This window comes from Halopenitus persicus (assembly GCF_900107205.1).
GTDB lineage: Archaea > Halobacteriota > Halobacteria > Halobacteriales > Haloferacaceae > Halopenitus > Halopenitus persicus.
The window spans coordinates 1-15,272 of sequence record NZ_FNPC01000021.1; the positions used below are offsets into that span (position 1 = coordinate 1).

Genomic DNA, 15,272 nt, shown 5'->3' on the forward strand with positions numbered 1-15,272 from the left:
GAAACCGGGCTCATCGCGTACGACGCAACAACCGGCGATCGACTCTGGGGCCACCCGACACTCGCAGCGCGGACAACCGCAATCGATGACGACCGCGTCTACGTCACAGGCTACCTACAGGATGGCAATACCGGTGTACTCCGCGCGCTCTCCACCGCAGATGGTTCCTTGCTGTGGGAAACCGAACTCGACCATCCGGACACTGAGCCAGTCGTCGCCAACGACGAGTTACTCGTTACCGACCAAGGAACACTTGCTGTCCACGACCCGGCAGACGGGACGCGAGTACGCTCACTCGGTACCTTTGGCGACCGCCTCGGAACACCGCCCGCTGTCAGCAATGGGACCGCGTTCCTCGGAACACGAAGTCAGGAAATCGTCGCTCTTTCGATCGATGACGGCGCAACGATCTGGCAGCAATCCGGAAGCGCAACCCGCGGGATTAGTGTCGGCCGCGAGTCGATCGTTATCTCGGGTGAGAGTCTTCCTGAAGCGAGTTTAGCCGGGCTTGCCGCGCTTGACCGATCCGACGGGACCGTTCAGTGGGAACACCAAATCGAAGGGTTCGACGCGTACCCCAGCACCGCACCCGTCCTCGCAGACGGAGCCGTCTACTACACGAGCAACGCAAGTAGTGGGGTCGTCGCCCTTGGTGACGTGCCGAGTGATAATGACGAGTAACGATCCAACGGAATGAGATTCTCAGGGGCGTTAGAACAGGAGCGAGTACGAGAGCTGGGAAGGGCCGATAGCAGAGTCACAGTCGGGCAACCAGACTCACAGCACGACGATATCACACATAACGCGGGATCGTTAGGCGTATTCGCTAAGTGAATGATTTCGGCGCGTTCTCGGGCGGCCCCGTATCAACAGACCATATTTCCTGATCAGCACTGACTGATCTGGCCAGCTTACGGCGGATCCTCATACGTCTCTGAACAATACTCATTCGTCCAACGGTAGTCAGATGGATACGTAGGTGAATCCGTGCTGATGATCTCGGTGTACCGCTCCGAAAGAAAGTCAACGACATTCGTCATAATGAGAATATCTTGTCCGTACTCCGCATCAACGGCTGGCGGAGTCTCATTCTCGCCCGCATCTGGTGGATAATGGAAGTGCTCTTCAGTATTATGTGAGTTCGGATGGCGTCCCCACCGACACTCCCACTCGTCACCACTCCAGTCCTCACAATAGGTTATTGAGGGCCCGACAGCCCCAGAATACCTGATAATGACCTTGATCTCCGTCACAGGGTCAGGATATGTATTTGACTCAAGGAGTACCCGACGTTCACCATCGCCAGTGTCGATCGTCTTTTTCACTTGAATTCCGCCCTTCGTCTCCAGCGCACGGCAGAGCTTGTTAACGTAGGCATCAACAGGCCTCGAAACGCCGGACATCGTATTACTGCTCCGTCGTCTCGATTTGATCTACATACTCCAGTATATTCGACTGCATCTGCCCTAACTCCAGTCCTGTGAGCTGCGCCTGAGTAGAGAATTGAAGAGCCATAAGTTGCCGGAGTATTTGTGAAGATGTATCCTGTACCTGTAAAAACGGCTGTAGAAACGGCTGTACAAATTGATTCGACTGTACAACTTGTTCACGATGGCCCACAGTAGCCGGGAAATTAAGAATGAGCTTCGTTTCCCGAACCTGTTCTAGTGCCTCAATATAATCTTGGAGTGCTTCATATGTTGCACTCCATTCCTGAAGCTCACGGACAGCCTCTTCACCCTGTTCTTCCTGTACCTGCTCAATGCTGATCGTTGACGGGTGCTCTGTCTCAAATTCCCGCTTCCACGCTTGATGTTTGTTCCATCGATCAACGATCCCTGCTCGTAATTCCTCATCAGAGTGCGTCTGCGCAAGCTCATACCCTCGCCGGAACCGAAAGTACGCCTCGTTCTTGTCGTACTTCAGCGGGTTCTCTCCGGCTTTCTCGACGATCCCCAGCTCTTCGAAGTCACTCAAAATGTTCCGCGCACCTTGGTCGGAACAGTCCGCCATCTCTGCGAGGACGCTGATCTTCGTCGGTTGTGACAGCGCGTGGATTGCCTCTAAGAGGCGCTCACGAGCGGTTTGCTCGGTGTCGTCATCTCCCGTGGTGTGAGAGTCGTTCTCCGAGCTACTCATACTATCCAATAATTATTGGATCGGCAAATAGTTATCGGAGCGATGGCTGTCCAACTTTCACCCAGAACGAATTGACATCCCCACTCGCCTGAGGGCGGGGTGACTAGTGACACGAGACCCCGCAGAGGCAGCCTCGCCGGACACATCACTCGCAAAGAGTTCCTGTGGAGTTAGAGTTCGTTTGCGAACTTTTTGATGAACGGCTCGATAATGGCGTTGTGGTATTCAAAGATGTTATCCACCGGGTGAAGAGCCTCATCTGTATCGTCTTCGAATCGCAGGTACGTATCTGTGAAGGAATACGTCGCTTGCTTGTGTTGCGGGTCGTATCCTTGGAGAGCCTGGTCTTGGTCAAGCTGGGTTGGTTTAATCGAGATAAGTACTGTACCATTCGACGAGTCGTAGTCCAGTTTGAAGCCCTTGAGAGACGCATGAACAGCAGCGTTCCGTATCCCACGGAGATATGTGAACCGCGTCATCACATTATCACACGCCTGATTCCACGGTTGCTTTCCTGTCTGTGAGGAGCTATCCCACCGAGATAATGCCGGACTCATCGGCGGATGGATGGAAATGTCAGTCGGAGCTGTTTGTGCCGCGGTTGCTAGGCAGAATTTCATAACCTCAATCGTTCTGTAGATGGCAGACAGGTACCGCGAAAGAAGCATTTGGGCGTGGAACCGTGGATTCTTGGTTTGGCCTTGGGGGACTGTGTAGTAATAGTGGTCAATCGGGCCGGCACTGATTTGCTTGAAATTTGCGGTTAGAATCCCGTATTCCTTGTGTAGAGTATAGATTGCGCCAAAGAATGCGTCTCGCCCACACCCTCTAAGCGAGTTATTCCGGTATGTGTCGTCAGTATACTGATTATAGACCGCAGATACTGACGGGGTATATGTCATTACTCACATACGCACGAGAAGCGCTCAAAAGGATTTGGACTTCCGAAGACGCGGACAAAACGGCAGATTAAACAGCGTTACTCGGATGCGAGAGCGCTTTCGAGTTCCTCACCGATCTGCTCATAAAACTCCGTGGTGCTCATCTCTTCGTGAGCGCCCTCTGGGAGAGAACGAGTCTGGTTCCCATCCGACTCAAACTGCCGTTGCATACCTGCCCGTAGACAGTATTCTTTAGTAAGTCTTTGGGTCATAGATAGAAAGCACAGTGAGTAACATCTACGGCCGAATCTGGATAATTATCTATAAATATGGCTTTGTTGAGATCCTCACTAGGTAACACGTTCTGGAGTAGTTCCAGTCAATACGTACAGGCGAACCAATTATTGACTCTACGCTGATCAGAAGTGCTAATCCGAAGGAGTCTCAACGTCATATTTATATCCAAGTTTATCACGTAGCTGGCGAAACGCATCCAATATCTTTTCTCCGTCTTCATCAGCAGGAATCTCGACTCGTGCTGGCGGAGTAGCACTCTCCGAACCCAGAACTCGCCAGATCATTCGACGAAGTAACGACTCCTCGGACATCGGCTTCCAATCAAGATGTAGGACGTTCTCAGGAAACAGCACATTCACCTGCCTTAGCCGTTCCAAATCATATGACGCACTCTTCTCCTTATGAGAGCAATACAGAGAGTTCCATCTCAAATCATACGTGGTACCGTTAATTGTCCACGAGGCAAGCTCACCAAACGGAACAATAGCCGAACCTCGAACCTGAGCAAATGTATCGCTCAATTTCTCGATTGCCCCACCGTGTCCTCTCGCGTTGATTTCTCGGATATGGGCCTCATGCGGTACTGAGCGATATAGCCACGACTGGTCAGTCAAAACTACAACTTCGACGAGGTTGAACAGACGGTCTGTCCACGCGGCAGTATCACCGTCCGGGATCTCGAGTACTGACTCAACCAACGCCCGGTCCTCGGGAAGCGACGCTCGAAATTTATGATCCGAACCGATAAAGATACATTTCGAGTCGGGAACCTGCGTTAGCTCCTGTTGTACAGTCTCAAATTGACTGTGTTTTAGATCAAGCCCTAGGTGGACAGCGGTTCCGTAGTCCATCAGAACACGCATCGCCCGGTTCTCAACTTTCACACGGCCGAGCTCGTCCCAGTCTCTCACACCGGATAGGCTCCGAGAGACGAGTCTATGTGTCGGTTCTACAGCATCGAAATTCTCTGTGAACAACATTGTCGTTATGTACTCTCGGAGTTGTTGAAATTCTCAGCAGAATTCACGTGCGAAATCTGCAAACCGTTCGGTCGGTTCAGCGTTCGACAACGAAACCCGGTATCGACCGTGTTGCTGCTCTCTGGTGACTAGGCCGAGCTCGGCAAGATTCGAGACCACGCGGGACGTGTGACTCGGACCCCACTCAAGCGCATCAGCTGACTCCCGCTGGACCACGCCATCTCCCCCCCCCTCGGTACTAAGGTATGAGAGGACAGTGAGTTCCGGTTCAGAGAGCCCTTTGTCTCAAATCACGCAATCTGTTTACACGATCTTGCGTGTTTTGAGATGCAGCCTATCTAGCGCTGTCGTGAACGCAGCTAAAGCAGAAATAATTCAGCGTTCCATAGATATATATCGCCAGAGCAAGTAGCTACAGCAACGGACCCACACATGGACCTCACAGACATCCCCGGCGATGCATACGACGGCGAGGAATCACCGCCTGATCTCGACGCATTAGAATCGCCTGACTTGCTCCTCAAAGGTGGATCAATCCGAGAGCGACTCCTCAACGTTGTCGTCGGCCTGCGGACGCCGACGAAGGTTTCGACGATTGCCGATCGTGCCGATTGCGACACCGAAACAGCACGAGACTACCTAGAGTGGTTCGACGAGATGGGAATGGTACAGCGGCACGACGGTCGTCCAGTCCGGTACGAACGCAACGACGCGTACTTCCAGTGGCGACGCATCGACCGGATCCGCGAGGAATACTCCGAGCAGGAGATCATTGACGCCCTCGACGACACGCTCAACCAAATCGAAGACTACAGAGCGCAGTTCGATGCAACGCACCCGGACGATGTGTCCCTCATCGATGCGACTCAGGAGCAGAATCTATCCACCGAAGCAGCCTGGGAAGCACTCTCCGAGTGGGAGACACTCGAACAGCGAGCCGCACTCCTCGACGAAGCACGCCGAAACAATCCAGTCGCTGGTAGCAAGCCCGGTCCAGTCGATGCCTGAGGACACGGCAGACCCACCCAGTCGCGGTCCGATCGATGCAGAAATCCTCGATCGGATTGCTGCACACCTCGCCCGTAGTAATCGGTTCGACGACATCCAGACACGACCGGAATATGCGCCGAACGCAGTCGTCGCTGACTACGATCTCGGGTACTTTCCAGGCCGCGTCACCCGTGCGTATCTACGGATCCGCTGGTTCGAGACCGACGACTTCAGCATCCATTATTCGGAGCAATACCAGACCGGTAACGAGTGGGAGTGCCGATGGGACCGCCATCCGAATGACCATAACACCCGCGAGCACTTCCATCAGCCCCCAGATGCGTCGACTCCCGGAGAGGATGCCGACTATCCCGACGACTGGCGGGACATACTCGCAGCTGTTCTCACTCGGCTCGACAACCGGATCAAAGCCTTCTGGGATGAGTAACGACCCAGCGAAGCGGGGCTTTCAGGGGTGTTAGAACGGATCGAGTACGAGAGCTGGAAAGGGCCGATGGCAGATTCACAGTCGGGCAACCAGACTCACAGCACGCCTATACCATACTGGCCCAGTACTACCAGGATCCTGATGGGGGATCACTAACTGAACCACGCATCAACGACGCAGTGATCATTACGCTTGAGCAGTCCTCCCGCCTGTGTCTGATCTCACCTCCGCGGCCAGTTATTTGACACACCACAGCCACCTTAGAATGATGGCGCAATCAATCGGTTTGTCCCCCGATAGTCGTAATTCGGCGTAGCAACTTTGCAAGCGTATAAGTCAGTCACCCAACCACGCGAAGTTGATTATGACAGATTCACCAAACACAGCGTCGACTGACCAGGCGAATACAGTTGAGTTCAGCGATCTTGCAGCGATTCAAGAAGGAGATCGAATCGCGGTTCGTGCGGTTCATAAGACGACAGCAACGGTACTCGTCGGCACAGTTGCAAGCAAACTGTTCGAGGAGCCAGACCCACAGGAGCCACACCCGCAGTCTGCTACAGCAGACGACTCCGAGTCGTCGTCAGGTGGAACTTATTTGTCACTGAACTACGCGACGGTCTGGGAAATTGATGATGGTGATCCTGTTGACGTGACGTCCGATATTACTGATCGACCACCGTACCGCTTGCATGCGCAAGGCCAGCTGCGTGATCCACCGACTCCAGCACTCCAATACTGCTCCGATGATCGATTCGAGTTACTGATTCCAGAACCGATGTCAAATGGAAATTATATAAATGCATACTATCCAGCATCGGTCGGAACCGTCACCGACGTTGTTTTCGGCGAGACGATCTGGCCAGAAGAAGTACTCCAAACACCCCCGTCCTCCCCACGCTGAAACGCGAGGATTCCCGAGCGTTGGGATATTACGGTTTGCAGTCTACCACCCCTGTCTGCGGTTGGAATCCGGTATCAGGAAAAGTTAGACTTATGACTCATTCTTCGATTCTGCTTCCCGCCACTGTTCTTTCTGCTTGGCAAACGCGGCGCGTTCGACAATCACAGGCTCCCCTTCCCCAGGAACCAGTCGGAGTTCCCCGTCCTGAATAACGACATCGACAACATCGTTTTCGACTGGATCGATACCTAACCGGAGAAGATCGGGCCCCGTAAGGTGAATACCACATCCGAGAGGAGTGCCATCACAATGTCGTGTGATTCGTGCCGATCGAACAATTTTCTCTTCAGTTCCGTCGTCAGACATTCAACCCCTCATTTGAGGGATACTGACAACAATTGCCCGACAAAGAAGATTGCCGGGGTGATTCAAACGTCCTATTCAGAGGAATGGTCTGGCCACGCGTGGCCGGGTTGTCGCGTGTCGCGTTCATTTCGATACTGAAATTCTGCCTGCCGAAGGTCTTGGCGCTCTATATTCGTTTCGAAGAACTCAGCTGCACTCAGCTTCTTCTTGATGCTTCTTGATAGCCGTCGCATCGTTCGCTTATCCAGATTAACGGACTCAGCGAGCCGTTTGAAATCTGCAGTCTCCGAAATTCGTGGAGCATCCTCATCCTGCAAGTGTGCGAAGCGATTGTAGTTGACGACGACCCGGATAACTGTTAACGCCACTTTCTCGATCCGTTTATTCTGCCCAAAGGCGTCTAGATTCAACAAGAGCATCGCCCGCACCGCCTCATCTCGCTGAAACGGAGTGACATCGAACCGAGAACAGTACGCTTGCGTGATCCGCTTCTTATCGAGTCGAGCAAGTCGCGCACTCAGCGTCCCATCTGACGGGTGCCGCCCCTCGTTATGTTTGGCGAGGCGATCAGCCGGAGTTCGAAACCGAGAGAACTTAGAGTGGCGGTAACGCTCTGAAGCATCCCCGATAGAAGTCTCCCCGACAGGTTCGTACCCGACGGCGTATGATTCAACATCGACGCCCCACGCCGGCGGCAGATCCCCGTCCCCTTCGCCCTCGTGTATGGGCCCTGCCCGATAATCTAACCGGGCACCAGCAGTGATCTCCCGGATAGTATCATCAATAGTGGCAGTCTCCCACACCGATTGACTCATCCATTAACCCTGCACCGGACGCGTTCTTTAATGCAGCGCTGCTGAACAGTCCGGGAAACGACAGGATCCGGCAACTGAAGAGGGATGCCTGCTCAATTTTGGTTTAAGTATGTTCCTGCGACAATATTGTTATTGAGGGGGTTCCCCGACTGAGGTGGCTCGGAGAGCCAGCGAGGGTATGTCAATTTCCCGGCCTCTATTCGAGGCCTTCCCCGATACCCTCTACCTGCCTTATGGCAGGTCACGAAGATTGGCTCGACTTCGTCAGCTAAGGGTTACCTTTGGCGCTCGCCCGCGATGGATTACACGAAGGGGCTTCGGGCCCTGTGACCCTACGTGGAGCGACGTCAGGAGATGACTCCGTGGATTGCGAAGAGTATTCAACGTGCTGAGCAGCAGCCTTGCTTCGGTTACCATCCCGCCGAAGTGAACTTGAGCCCAAAGCATCGTCACCGAGCGTAGGGTGTAGCTTGCCGGTTCGATATCCCCCTCACCCGACGGCGCGATAGCGGTTCTCAGAGACCGTTCGTACGACTGAGCACACTTCGGCAGGATCAGATCCGTCCTGCCGACCAGAGGATTCTACCTATGCACACGAAAACCACCAGCGACCAGCATCAGCGTCCAGTTGTGTCGTCCCACGCAGCAGACGAGTACGGCAACCGATTCAACAACGGAGACATCCCCCTCGCAACAGCGTGGGAACGCGGTGTACGAGTCGAAGCACCGGACAAAGACTACCACGAGGCTCGGCTCCATCCGTTGATGGACCTCCTGATGACCTGCAAGAACGGCGTCATCACGACCGTGATGTACGCCAGTAAGACACGGGTTCGAGCACCCGGCAAAGTCCGGTGTCAGGGGTGTGATCATCCCCACGAACCGCTTCGAACAAACGAGACCTGCCCGTGGTGTGGTTCGACCGCCAAGGCTGGCCGGAGCGCCGGAGCGATCAGCGTCACTCGAAAGGGAGGTGACTGAGATGGTACAAAAGCAGGGACTCGCAGATCTCGCAGATCTTTCAGGGTCAGGCGACAATGTCCTGGTCAAAGCTCAGGTTACTTGTGAGCAAGATCTGAACAGCCATCGACCCTATCAGAAGGGGCTCCTCTGGGACAAGTCGATGGACTACGGGGACATCCGGGCCTTCGTTGTCTACGACCCCGATGTTCGACTGGAACCTGGAAAGGTCTACATCCTGAACGGCAAAGACCACTACTACGCCCCCCGAGACGAAGTCCAGCTTATGCTCTACGACGGAGCCTACGTGAAGGAGCTCTACGACACCAACTCGTGAGTCTCCGACCCCTATTTTTTTATCCACCTCTGGTGTGCTCAGTCGTCGATTGGATTTGCTGGTTCCATTATCGTCCTAAATTGAGAATCCTATTACGTGGTCTCTGGGTTTATGTGATGACTCTCTAATACAGATGGTGAACTGCCTCGGGGTCAAGCCCTGAGGCACTCGGCCTGCTCTGCCTGTAGAGCTGCTCGTAGTAGTGCTCCAAACCCAGTCTTCCCCGTGCTCATCAACGGCCTGCTAAATGTACGGGGCAGCCTCAGAGTACTCGTCAGCGACAGTGAACTGACTCGCTTTTGCGTAGGAGATTATTCCTGACCAGCACCATCTTATCAATTAGAAACAAAGAAATTATTCGTTCTAGTCAGCAGATTCATATGGATCCGCGCTGTACGTTCAGGTACCGATGTCCTCAGATGCCACTCCCACGGCGCCAGATCCCGATGAGGGGGATCTGGAACAGTACGTGGATGAGCAGTTATTTAGCGGCAACATGGGGACGCTCACGGATCACGTCGCTCGGAAAGCAGCGTTGGGTGATGAGCGGCGATATGCGATCCTGTACTATCTGTGGGACCGTGAGGAAGTCGCACGAAAAGAACTCGCCGAGGCTGTCGACAATCCTAGTTTTGACCTCACTCACCACCTCGGAGAACTCGTTGATGCTGGTCTCGTCGCTCGCGTAGGAGCTCCAGAGGACCAAGATGGTCGGCAGACGTTCTACCAGATCACGCATATCGGACGGCAAGAAATCACCGCTGATGTTCGAAACATCACTGGCTCTCACCCTCAGTATTGACTTCCTCCCGCGTCTGAAGACGCGGGAATCCCACCACGTGGTTCCTGACAGAGCTTGGAAAAGAAAGGAAATGAGAAGCATTCTATGACACGCTGTGTGTCTCTAGCGGGAGTCAGGCGTCCGCGAATTCAGTGAGCGAGTGGTTCGGACTGTCGCTGTTCCACTTTCCGATCTGAATAAGGTCGAACGAGTCGAGAGCCCCGTCAATTTCGCCGGCAATCTGGGTCTGAATCGCGGTGGGGAGACTGTCGACGGGAATCGCGGTGAGCGCGTGCTGGGTAAGGAAATAACTGGTTGCAAGGCTCGTCGGGGCAACGACGATGACATCCTCGCCATCAACGTCGTTGAGCGCGAGCTGGGCATCACGGTACTGGCGCACCGTCGCATCCAGGTCATCGACGGGAAAGAGACAGCCAGCAGCACCGTACTCGATACTCGCCCCCGCCGACCCGAAATGTCCTTTGGACATAATTAGATAAAGATATATGTCCACTAAGCATTAAACTTGTGGTGGATAGGTAGATCAATCTACTGCTCCTGCACGTCTTGTTCCCCAGTTTGATTTCCGGATCGAGGGTGACATTGCAGACTCCCCTCACCAACCAGAAACCGTTCAGTACCGGAATTACACGTATCGTAGCCAGTCTTGATCGTCCTGTAACTTGTTACAAGAGGTGTACAAAACACAGAGGATGGACCAAGTACGGTCACTGTTCGAAACAATCACCGGAAATAGACTAGTCCGCGCTAGACAGTATCCGAATACTGCGTATCGATCACGCGGTCCCGTCCACAGACGAAGAGGATCAAGCGATTCAACTACTCGTAGTAACTTACCCGCTCAACAACTTCCGCGAAGGCGACATTCTCACGTACATCAGTGATCTCGATAGTGACACGTTCGCTCTGTTCAGTGTCGGGAACGATAACGACGAACCCGCGATCAACACGGGTAATCCCGTCGCCTTGGTCACCAATGTTTTCGATTTCGACGGTCCGTTGTTCGCCTTCCTCGACGGGGGGTTTCTGTGGTGGTTGCTCGGGCTGTGGAACGGTGTCAGTGTTGTCGGCCTCGTTGGTTGCGGGTCCTGGTAGAACAGCCACACGGTACGTTTCGTCTGCTTGTAGGTCGCCAAGACGGAGTTCTTGCTCCGGTACCTCAATCACATATGACCCATTACGCTCTTCGACTGTACCCGAGAACAGACAGCGAAGTTCCTCTGAAATCTCCATTTGTAGACCTTACTCCGGATACGCGACGACGAACACTTTACTCTGCTGTCTGCTCCGGGGCTACAACGTCCGCACACGCTGGACACTCGGTCCACACGCCCTCGGTGCCGTCGTCCTTCTCGTACTCAACAAGAATCCACGCTTCCGAGATGTCCTCACCACATTCCGGGCAGCGACCGAGGAACGATTCATCAGCATTCATGGAAAGGGGGTGGAAGGAGCGTGTGACAGCGGTCCTTCCAAATGAATGTCATCCGGCCTTGAACGTAAGCCTTTGGCAGCTTTACGGGTTGAACGCACCGGATTTCCGGGTGGATACTGATTACCAGTAGCATTAACTCACAGCCACCAAAACTTCGGATCCTATGAGTGTCCGCGCAGTACTGACTCGACTACTGCCCGGTGACGAGATAGAGGTAGTCGTGGAATGCCGCCAGTGCGGTGAGACTCTTGCGTCAGGCGCAGACGAGTGTCCCAAATGTGGGTCAGATGAGATAGAGCGCTTCCAGATTTCAGAGTAGACTGCCGTGTTCGAGATACACCAGTCAATATCGCCAATCAGCTTAGCCGCTCAAAACCACTCACTGAGCGGAAGAACGAATATTTGTGAGCTCCTGTTTGGCTGGTAAATGGACATTGAGAACGGTGAATCAATCGCAAGTGCTGGTGAACAGGAAGTTGATTTCATACTCGTCCAGTTGCTTGAGACCTCGGTGGATTTCAGGCAGTGGCTTGTTCGCCAAGCCGTCCCCGAGCTCGAAATCAGTCGCTACCTCGGGAGCGTTATGCACGCGACGTACGCTGGTGAAGGGGAGTCAGATGTTGAATTCGGATTTCGGTCGGTGTCGGGTGACCGGCACTTGGTCTTGATTGAAGACAAGATCGACGCGAGTAAGCAACCGGATCAAGTTGAGCGGTATTTTAATCGAGGGCAATACCGGGTTGATCGTGGGTCGTGGGATTCATTTACTGTCTGTCTGGTAGCGCCGGAGAGCTACGTATCGGACGAAGACGAAGCAGAATTCGACTCGATCCTCCGGTACGAGGACGTACTCGACTATCTCGAAGATGCTACCCACGATAGTGCGGCGTTCTTCTCGACGGTATTCGAGTCGGGGATGCGGAGAGGTAGATCTCCGACAACCGACGCGTCCGGTGTGCTGCAATCCATCGCTGACCAATTCCAGACGAAGACCGAAATTTCGGATCTCGTCCAGACGGTTGATTTGAAAAAGCGTGCGGGGTTCCGATCGACGCACCCGCAACATCCAGATGCTGTCCAGTACGACGTGTATATCGGTGAGACAGGCGAGAGTGGACGATCGACCGTTCGACTACAGATTGCTAGCATAGAGGGGTTGACCGACTCAGAGCGAGAGGCACTCACAGCAATCGCCTCTCAACACGTGGACTCTCTATCAAACTATGAGTGGCATCCTCATCGCAAGAAGAACATCATCAATACGAAGGTCTGGCACGAAGATGCCGTCCAGGACCCGGAATACGATTCGTATGTCGACGCGATCGTCGACGAACTCATCACGCTTTCCGAGACCTTCCATCCACTATTCGTGGAGAATTCCATCGACTGAGTCTAAAGATGTTCTGAGTAACGTAGGAACGGCAAAACATACTGCTGAACTTGTTGATCCGCTTTTTTGAATGTGTATGGAGTTTAAGCCGTTGAGGTTACTACATAACAGTAACGGTGAAAGACACTGCCAGAAGTAGATATAAACAGCGGTAGCCGTGGAGCTGACGATCGGGATGATGACCTTGATCTCTGTGCAGAAATGGCTCGGTCGGTCGCCCGGGGTGGAATGTCCGGCGTCCAGGTGATCAGCTGGGACACCGCCGACAAGGTGCTCTCACCCAAGCGGCGGGAGATCATTGAAACTCTGCGGGCCGAGGATGTCGAATCCGTCCGGGGGCTTGCCCGGAAGCTCGATCGGGACAAGGGACAGGTTAGCCGCGATCTCGGCACTCTCGCCGAACACGGGATCGTCCGATTCGAAGAGTCGGGTCGGGCGAAGAAGCCCGTACTCACCCAAGACCACCTCGTCATCGAACCCGTCGTGTGACACCGTCTCTTCTGATCGGATTTGCCCCACACAATCTCCAAAGGCGATTCACGATCTCTCAGTACAGGGGACTGAAATAGCACGTAATCGTATTTTCATCTGGATCTATCACGAACTGCGTTCAGAGTTAGGGACGCGAATTCGATGACAACAGTAGGTGTCCGTCGAGTTCTCAGCAGTTATCCCACAGCGAGATGCTATCACTCTCCTTGAACCGGATCCACGTTGTTTCTACGTCTTTGTCGGTTGTGTCTGCCGGGTAGAGGACATATGTGGGAACCTGGGCTTGGTCATCAAGCAGAGTAATATCCAGTTTGGGTCCATAGGGACTTTCACAACGGCTAGTCATACTCTGGGGGACTGCGTTCGGGAGTTAGAACGGACAGGGACAAGGTAGCGACGGTGGGGGCGTCTGATGGTCGCTGCATACTCTAAGACACTCCACCGTCGGTCATAAGTCAATCTACCAGACTCGTGTGGTATTCTCATCCATACACGGGTATCCGACCCATACATACCGATACAACGCAACTCATCAGATCCAACACAGAGATCGTGATCCACATCCCCTATATCTGGCAGAGTCTCCAATGCAAGATTGACCCCCGGTATTGAGCGCATCAACAGAATTGGTGTGTAATCTGTTGATTGAGACCTTGCTGGTTATATAATATTGAAATACTGCAGACCGGCAATCAGCAGGATCGCACCAATTAGTACGAGTTTCTGTACCCAAGATGGAACGTCTTTCCGAATTCTGAAGCCCCAGTCCATACAGGTCAATACGAAGCCCGGTTCTTAACTTCTAAGCTAGATATATAATTACGAGACTGACCGTCAGCCACGTGAACTGCCGCGGGGTCAACCCTCAAAGCATTCCCTTGGCTATCCGTAAAACCGCGTGAAACGGATCGCTTCTCTGCGTACAGAGACTGTACTAAGCGATTGAGGGTAGGAAAATATCAACTACTGGGGATTTCAACAGAGCCTACACAACAGTACCGGTGAAAGACAATGCCAGAAGTAGATATAAAATGGAGTAATCAGATCTGGTGAATCCCTTCGCTGTTAATACAAGCGGTGTGCTGAATGTAGGGCGTGAGTCTTGCATCAGGTAAACGTTAGGTACAGTATGTTTATCGATCACCTGTTTCACCCTACCTCTGTCTGTCGAATCGCTCAGTACAGGCACCGTACTCATTTTCGCTCTCTACTGTTGGGTTCGAGGGTAGATCGATCCTCACTCGATTCGGCTCGACGGTCCGCATCTAACAATGTGTCCAGCTGCTTCTCAAACTCCGCATCGGAAATTTCACCCTCTGCATACCGTTGTTTAAGCTGTTCAAGCGGATCACGCTGGTCACGATCATCTGCACTTTCGACACGCTCACTATCGAGACGATCCGCCCAACGCAAACGAACCCACCGTCCGAAGATCCATAGCACGAAAACAACCAAGACAGCAGCTGACACGCCACCTGCAGTCGCTCCCGGAATCTGACCGATGTACCACAGTACACCGACAATTATTATCGTGTCAACTCCAAAGGCAAGGAAAGCACCTAACATCAGTCCAGTGACGATACGTGGTTTGGAGCGTGTCACAACGACACATCGGCGACACTACGACTTGTTCGTTCCGCAGTCTCGTCTGTTTGGCCGATTCAGGCTTGTCGCGCTGGACCGCCCCTACTGCTGATCCGGTCGGTACTGGTGACTCACGTATCGCTCGCTTCACTCGTGATTCACAGCCAGTCGGTAGTAATGTACGTCACTGTGTCCATCGCCTCTCGGTTGGGGAACACTCCGATAACTCGCTGGATGATCTGGTAGAGTTCGTGCGAGGGGAGCGACTGGTCGGGGACGTAGAATACCCCACTGTGAGAGTCTGCCGGCAGCTGGACAAAGTCGTCGTCGCTGGTGACAATGAGACGCCCCTCTTGCACGGCGTACAGACGAATCGTGGTGTCGTCGACGCCTTCTCCCAATTCGCTCACGTCGACGACACGCTCTACGTCGTGGCCTGCTTTGTCGAGTTT

The 15,272-nt window shown here is 53.4% G+C and carries 19 protein-coding genes and 1 pseudogene; 8 read left to right on the forward strand and 12 right to left on the reverse strand.

Going from position 1 to position 15,272, the window contains the following annotated elements:
* A partial coding sequence (locus BLV25_RS16410; RefSeq protein WP_176819533.1) for a PQQ-binding-like beta-propeller repeat protein occupies positions 1 to 681 on the forward strand: 681 nt, incomplete at its 5' end.
* Positions 682 to 911: 230 nt separating this feature from the next.
* On the opposite strand, the gene BLV25_RS17125 is transcribed toward BLV25_RS16410, so the two are convergent.
* The 6 genes and pseudogenes from BLV25_RS17125 to BLV25_RS18220 form a co-directional block, all read right to left on the reverse strand.
* The gene (locus BLV25_RS17125) at positions 912 to 1,403 is read right to left on the reverse strand and encodes a hypothetical protein (protein WP_143114514.1); all 492 of its coding nucleotides are present in this window, start codon (positions 1,401 to 1,403) and stop codon (positions 912 to 914) included.
* 4 nt (positions 1,404 to 1,407) lie between these two features.
* Complete coding sequence (locus tag BLV25_RS16415; RefSeq protein WP_092735434.1) at positions 1,408 to 2,139, reverse strand: DUF7342 family protein; 732 nt, start codon at positions 2,137 to 2,139, stop codon at positions 1,408 to 1,410.
* A 170-nt stretch (positions 2,140 to 2,309) separates the two neighbouring features.
* Positions 2,310 to 3,041: a hypothetical protein gene (locus BLV25_RS16420; protein ID WP_092735435.1), complete on the reverse strand. Its 732-nt coding sequence runs from the start codon at positions 3,039 to 3,041 to the stop codon at positions 2,310 to 2,312.
* Between the two features lie 77 nt (positions 3,042 to 3,118).
* Entirely contained in the window at positions 3,119 to 3,250 is a 132-nt protein-coding gene (locus BLV25_RS18080; RefSeq protein ID WP_256335785.1) for a hypothetical protein, read from the reverse strand.
* A 198-nt stretch (positions 3,251 to 3,448) separates the two neighbouring features.
* A complete protein-coding gene (locus BLV25_RS16425; protein WP_092735436.1) occupies positions 3,449 to 4,297 on the reverse strand; it encodes a hypothetical protein in 849 nt (282 codons plus the stop codon).
* A 33-nt stretch (positions 4,298 to 4,330) separates the two neighbouring features.
* A pseudogene (locus tag BLV25_RS18220) lies at positions 4,331 to 4,564 on the reverse strand (helix-turn-helix transcriptional regulator); the annotation flags it as partial.
* A gap of 165 nt (positions 4,565 to 4,729) precedes the next feature.
* Here BLV25_RS18220 and BLV25_RS16430 point away from each other — a divergent pair.
* From BLV25_RS16430 to BLV25_RS17130, 3 genes are all read left to right on the forward strand, one after another.
* Complete coding sequence (locus BLV25_RS16430) at positions 4,730 to 5,305, forward strand: DUF7342 family protein (protein WP_092735437.1); 576 nt, start codon at positions 4,730 to 4,732, stop codon at positions 5,303 to 5,305.
* On the forward strand, positions 5,298 to 5,735 hold the full coding sequence (locus BLV25_RS16435) for a hypothetical protein (protein WP_092735438.1): 438 nt from the start codon (positions 5,298 to 5,300) through the stop codon (positions 5,733 to 5,735). The genes BLV25_RS16430 and BLV25_RS16435 overlap by 8 nt, the downstream gene beginning before the upstream one ends.
* A 364-nt stretch (positions 5,736 to 6,099) precedes the next feature.
* Positions 6,100 to 6,639 (forward strand): hypothetical protein, encoded by a 540-nt coding sequence (locus tag BLV25_RS17130; protein ID WP_143114515.1) that lies wholly within the window; start codon positions 6,100 to 6,102, stop codon positions 6,637 to 6,639.
* A gap of 90 nt (positions 6,640 to 6,729) precedes the next feature.
* Here the strand turns inward: BLV25_RS17130 and BLV25_RS17135 are convergent, their stop codons facing one another.
* Complete coding sequence (locus BLV25_RS17135; protein WP_143114516.1) at positions 6,730 to 7,005, reverse strand: hypothetical protein; 276 nt, start codon at positions 7,003 to 7,005, stop codon at positions 6,730 to 6,732.
* Positions 7,006 to 8,685: 1,680 nt separating this feature from the next.
* Here BLV25_RS17135 and BLV25_RS16445 point away from each other — a divergent pair.
* Positions 8,686 to 9,117 (forward strand): hypothetical protein, encoded by a 432-nt coding sequence (locus BLV25_RS16445; protein ID WP_143114517.1) that lies wholly within the window; start codon positions 8,686 to 8,688, stop codon positions 9,115 to 9,117.
* Positions 9,118 to 9,526: 409 nt separating this feature from the next.
* Entirely contained in the window at positions 9,527 to 9,919 is a 393-nt protein-coding gene (locus tag BLV25_RS16450; RefSeq protein ID WP_092735441.1) for a winged helix-turn-helix domain-containing protein, read from the forward strand.
* Between the two features lie 112 nt (positions 9,920 to 10,031).
* Here BLV25_RS16450 and BLV25_RS16455 read toward each other — a convergent pair whose 3' ends face one another.
* The 3 genes from BLV25_RS16455 to BLV25_RS17595 form a co-directional block, all read right to left on the reverse strand.
* Positions 10,032 to 10,388: a hypothetical protein gene (locus tag BLV25_RS16455; RefSeq protein WP_092735442.1), complete on the reverse strand. Its 357-nt coding sequence runs from the start codon at positions 10,386 to 10,388 to the stop codon at positions 10,032 to 10,034.
* A 350-nt stretch (positions 10,389 to 10,738) separates the two neighbouring features.
* Positions 10,739 to 11,152 carry a TRAM domain-containing protein gene (locus tag BLV25_RS16460; protein WP_176819534.1) on the reverse strand — a complete coding sequence of 138 codons (414 nt, stop codon included), beginning with the start codon at positions 11,150 to 11,152 and terminating at the stop codon, positions 10,739 to 10,741.
* 37 nt (positions 11,153 to 11,189) lie between these two features.
* Positions 11,190 to 11,354 carry a DUF7837 family putative zinc-binding protein gene (locus BLV25_RS17595; RefSeq protein ID WP_176819535.1) on the reverse strand — a complete coding sequence of 55 codons (165 nt, stop codon included), beginning with the start codon at positions 11,352 to 11,354 and terminating at the stop codon, positions 11,190 to 11,192.
* A gap of 427 nt (positions 11,355 to 11,781) precedes the next feature.
* Between BLV25_RS17595 and BLV25_RS16465 the strand changes: the two genes are divergently transcribed.
* Positions 11,782 to 12,744, forward strand: a complete 963-nt coding sequence (locus tag BLV25_RS16465) for a hypothetical protein (protein WP_092735443.1) — start codon at positions 11,782 to 11,784, stop codon at positions 12,742 to 12,744.
* A gap of 228 nt (positions 12,745 to 12,972) precedes the next feature.
* Positions 12,973 to 13,233, forward strand: a complete 261-nt coding sequence (locus BLV25_RS16470) for an HVO_A0114 family putative DNA-binding protein (protein ID WP_256335786.1) — start codon at positions 12,973 to 12,975, stop codon at positions 13,231 to 13,233.
* Positions 13,234 to 14,430: 1,197 nt separating this feature from the next.
* Here the strand turns inward: BLV25_RS16470 and BLV25_RS16475 are convergent.
* Both BLV25_RS16475 and BLV25_RS16480 read right to left on the reverse strand, forming a co-directional pair.
* A complete protein-coding gene (locus BLV25_RS16475) occupies positions 14,431 to 14,838 on the reverse strand; it encodes an SHOCT domain-containing protein (RefSeq protein ID WP_143114518.1) in 408 nt (135 codons plus the stop codon).
* Positions 14,839 to 14,978: 140 nt separating this feature from the next.
* Positions 14,979 to 15,272, reverse strand: a 294-nt coding sequence (locus tag BLV25_RS16480) for a DUF5615 family PIN-like protein (RefSeq protein ID WP_092735446.1), incomplete at its 5' end; no start/stop codon positions are given.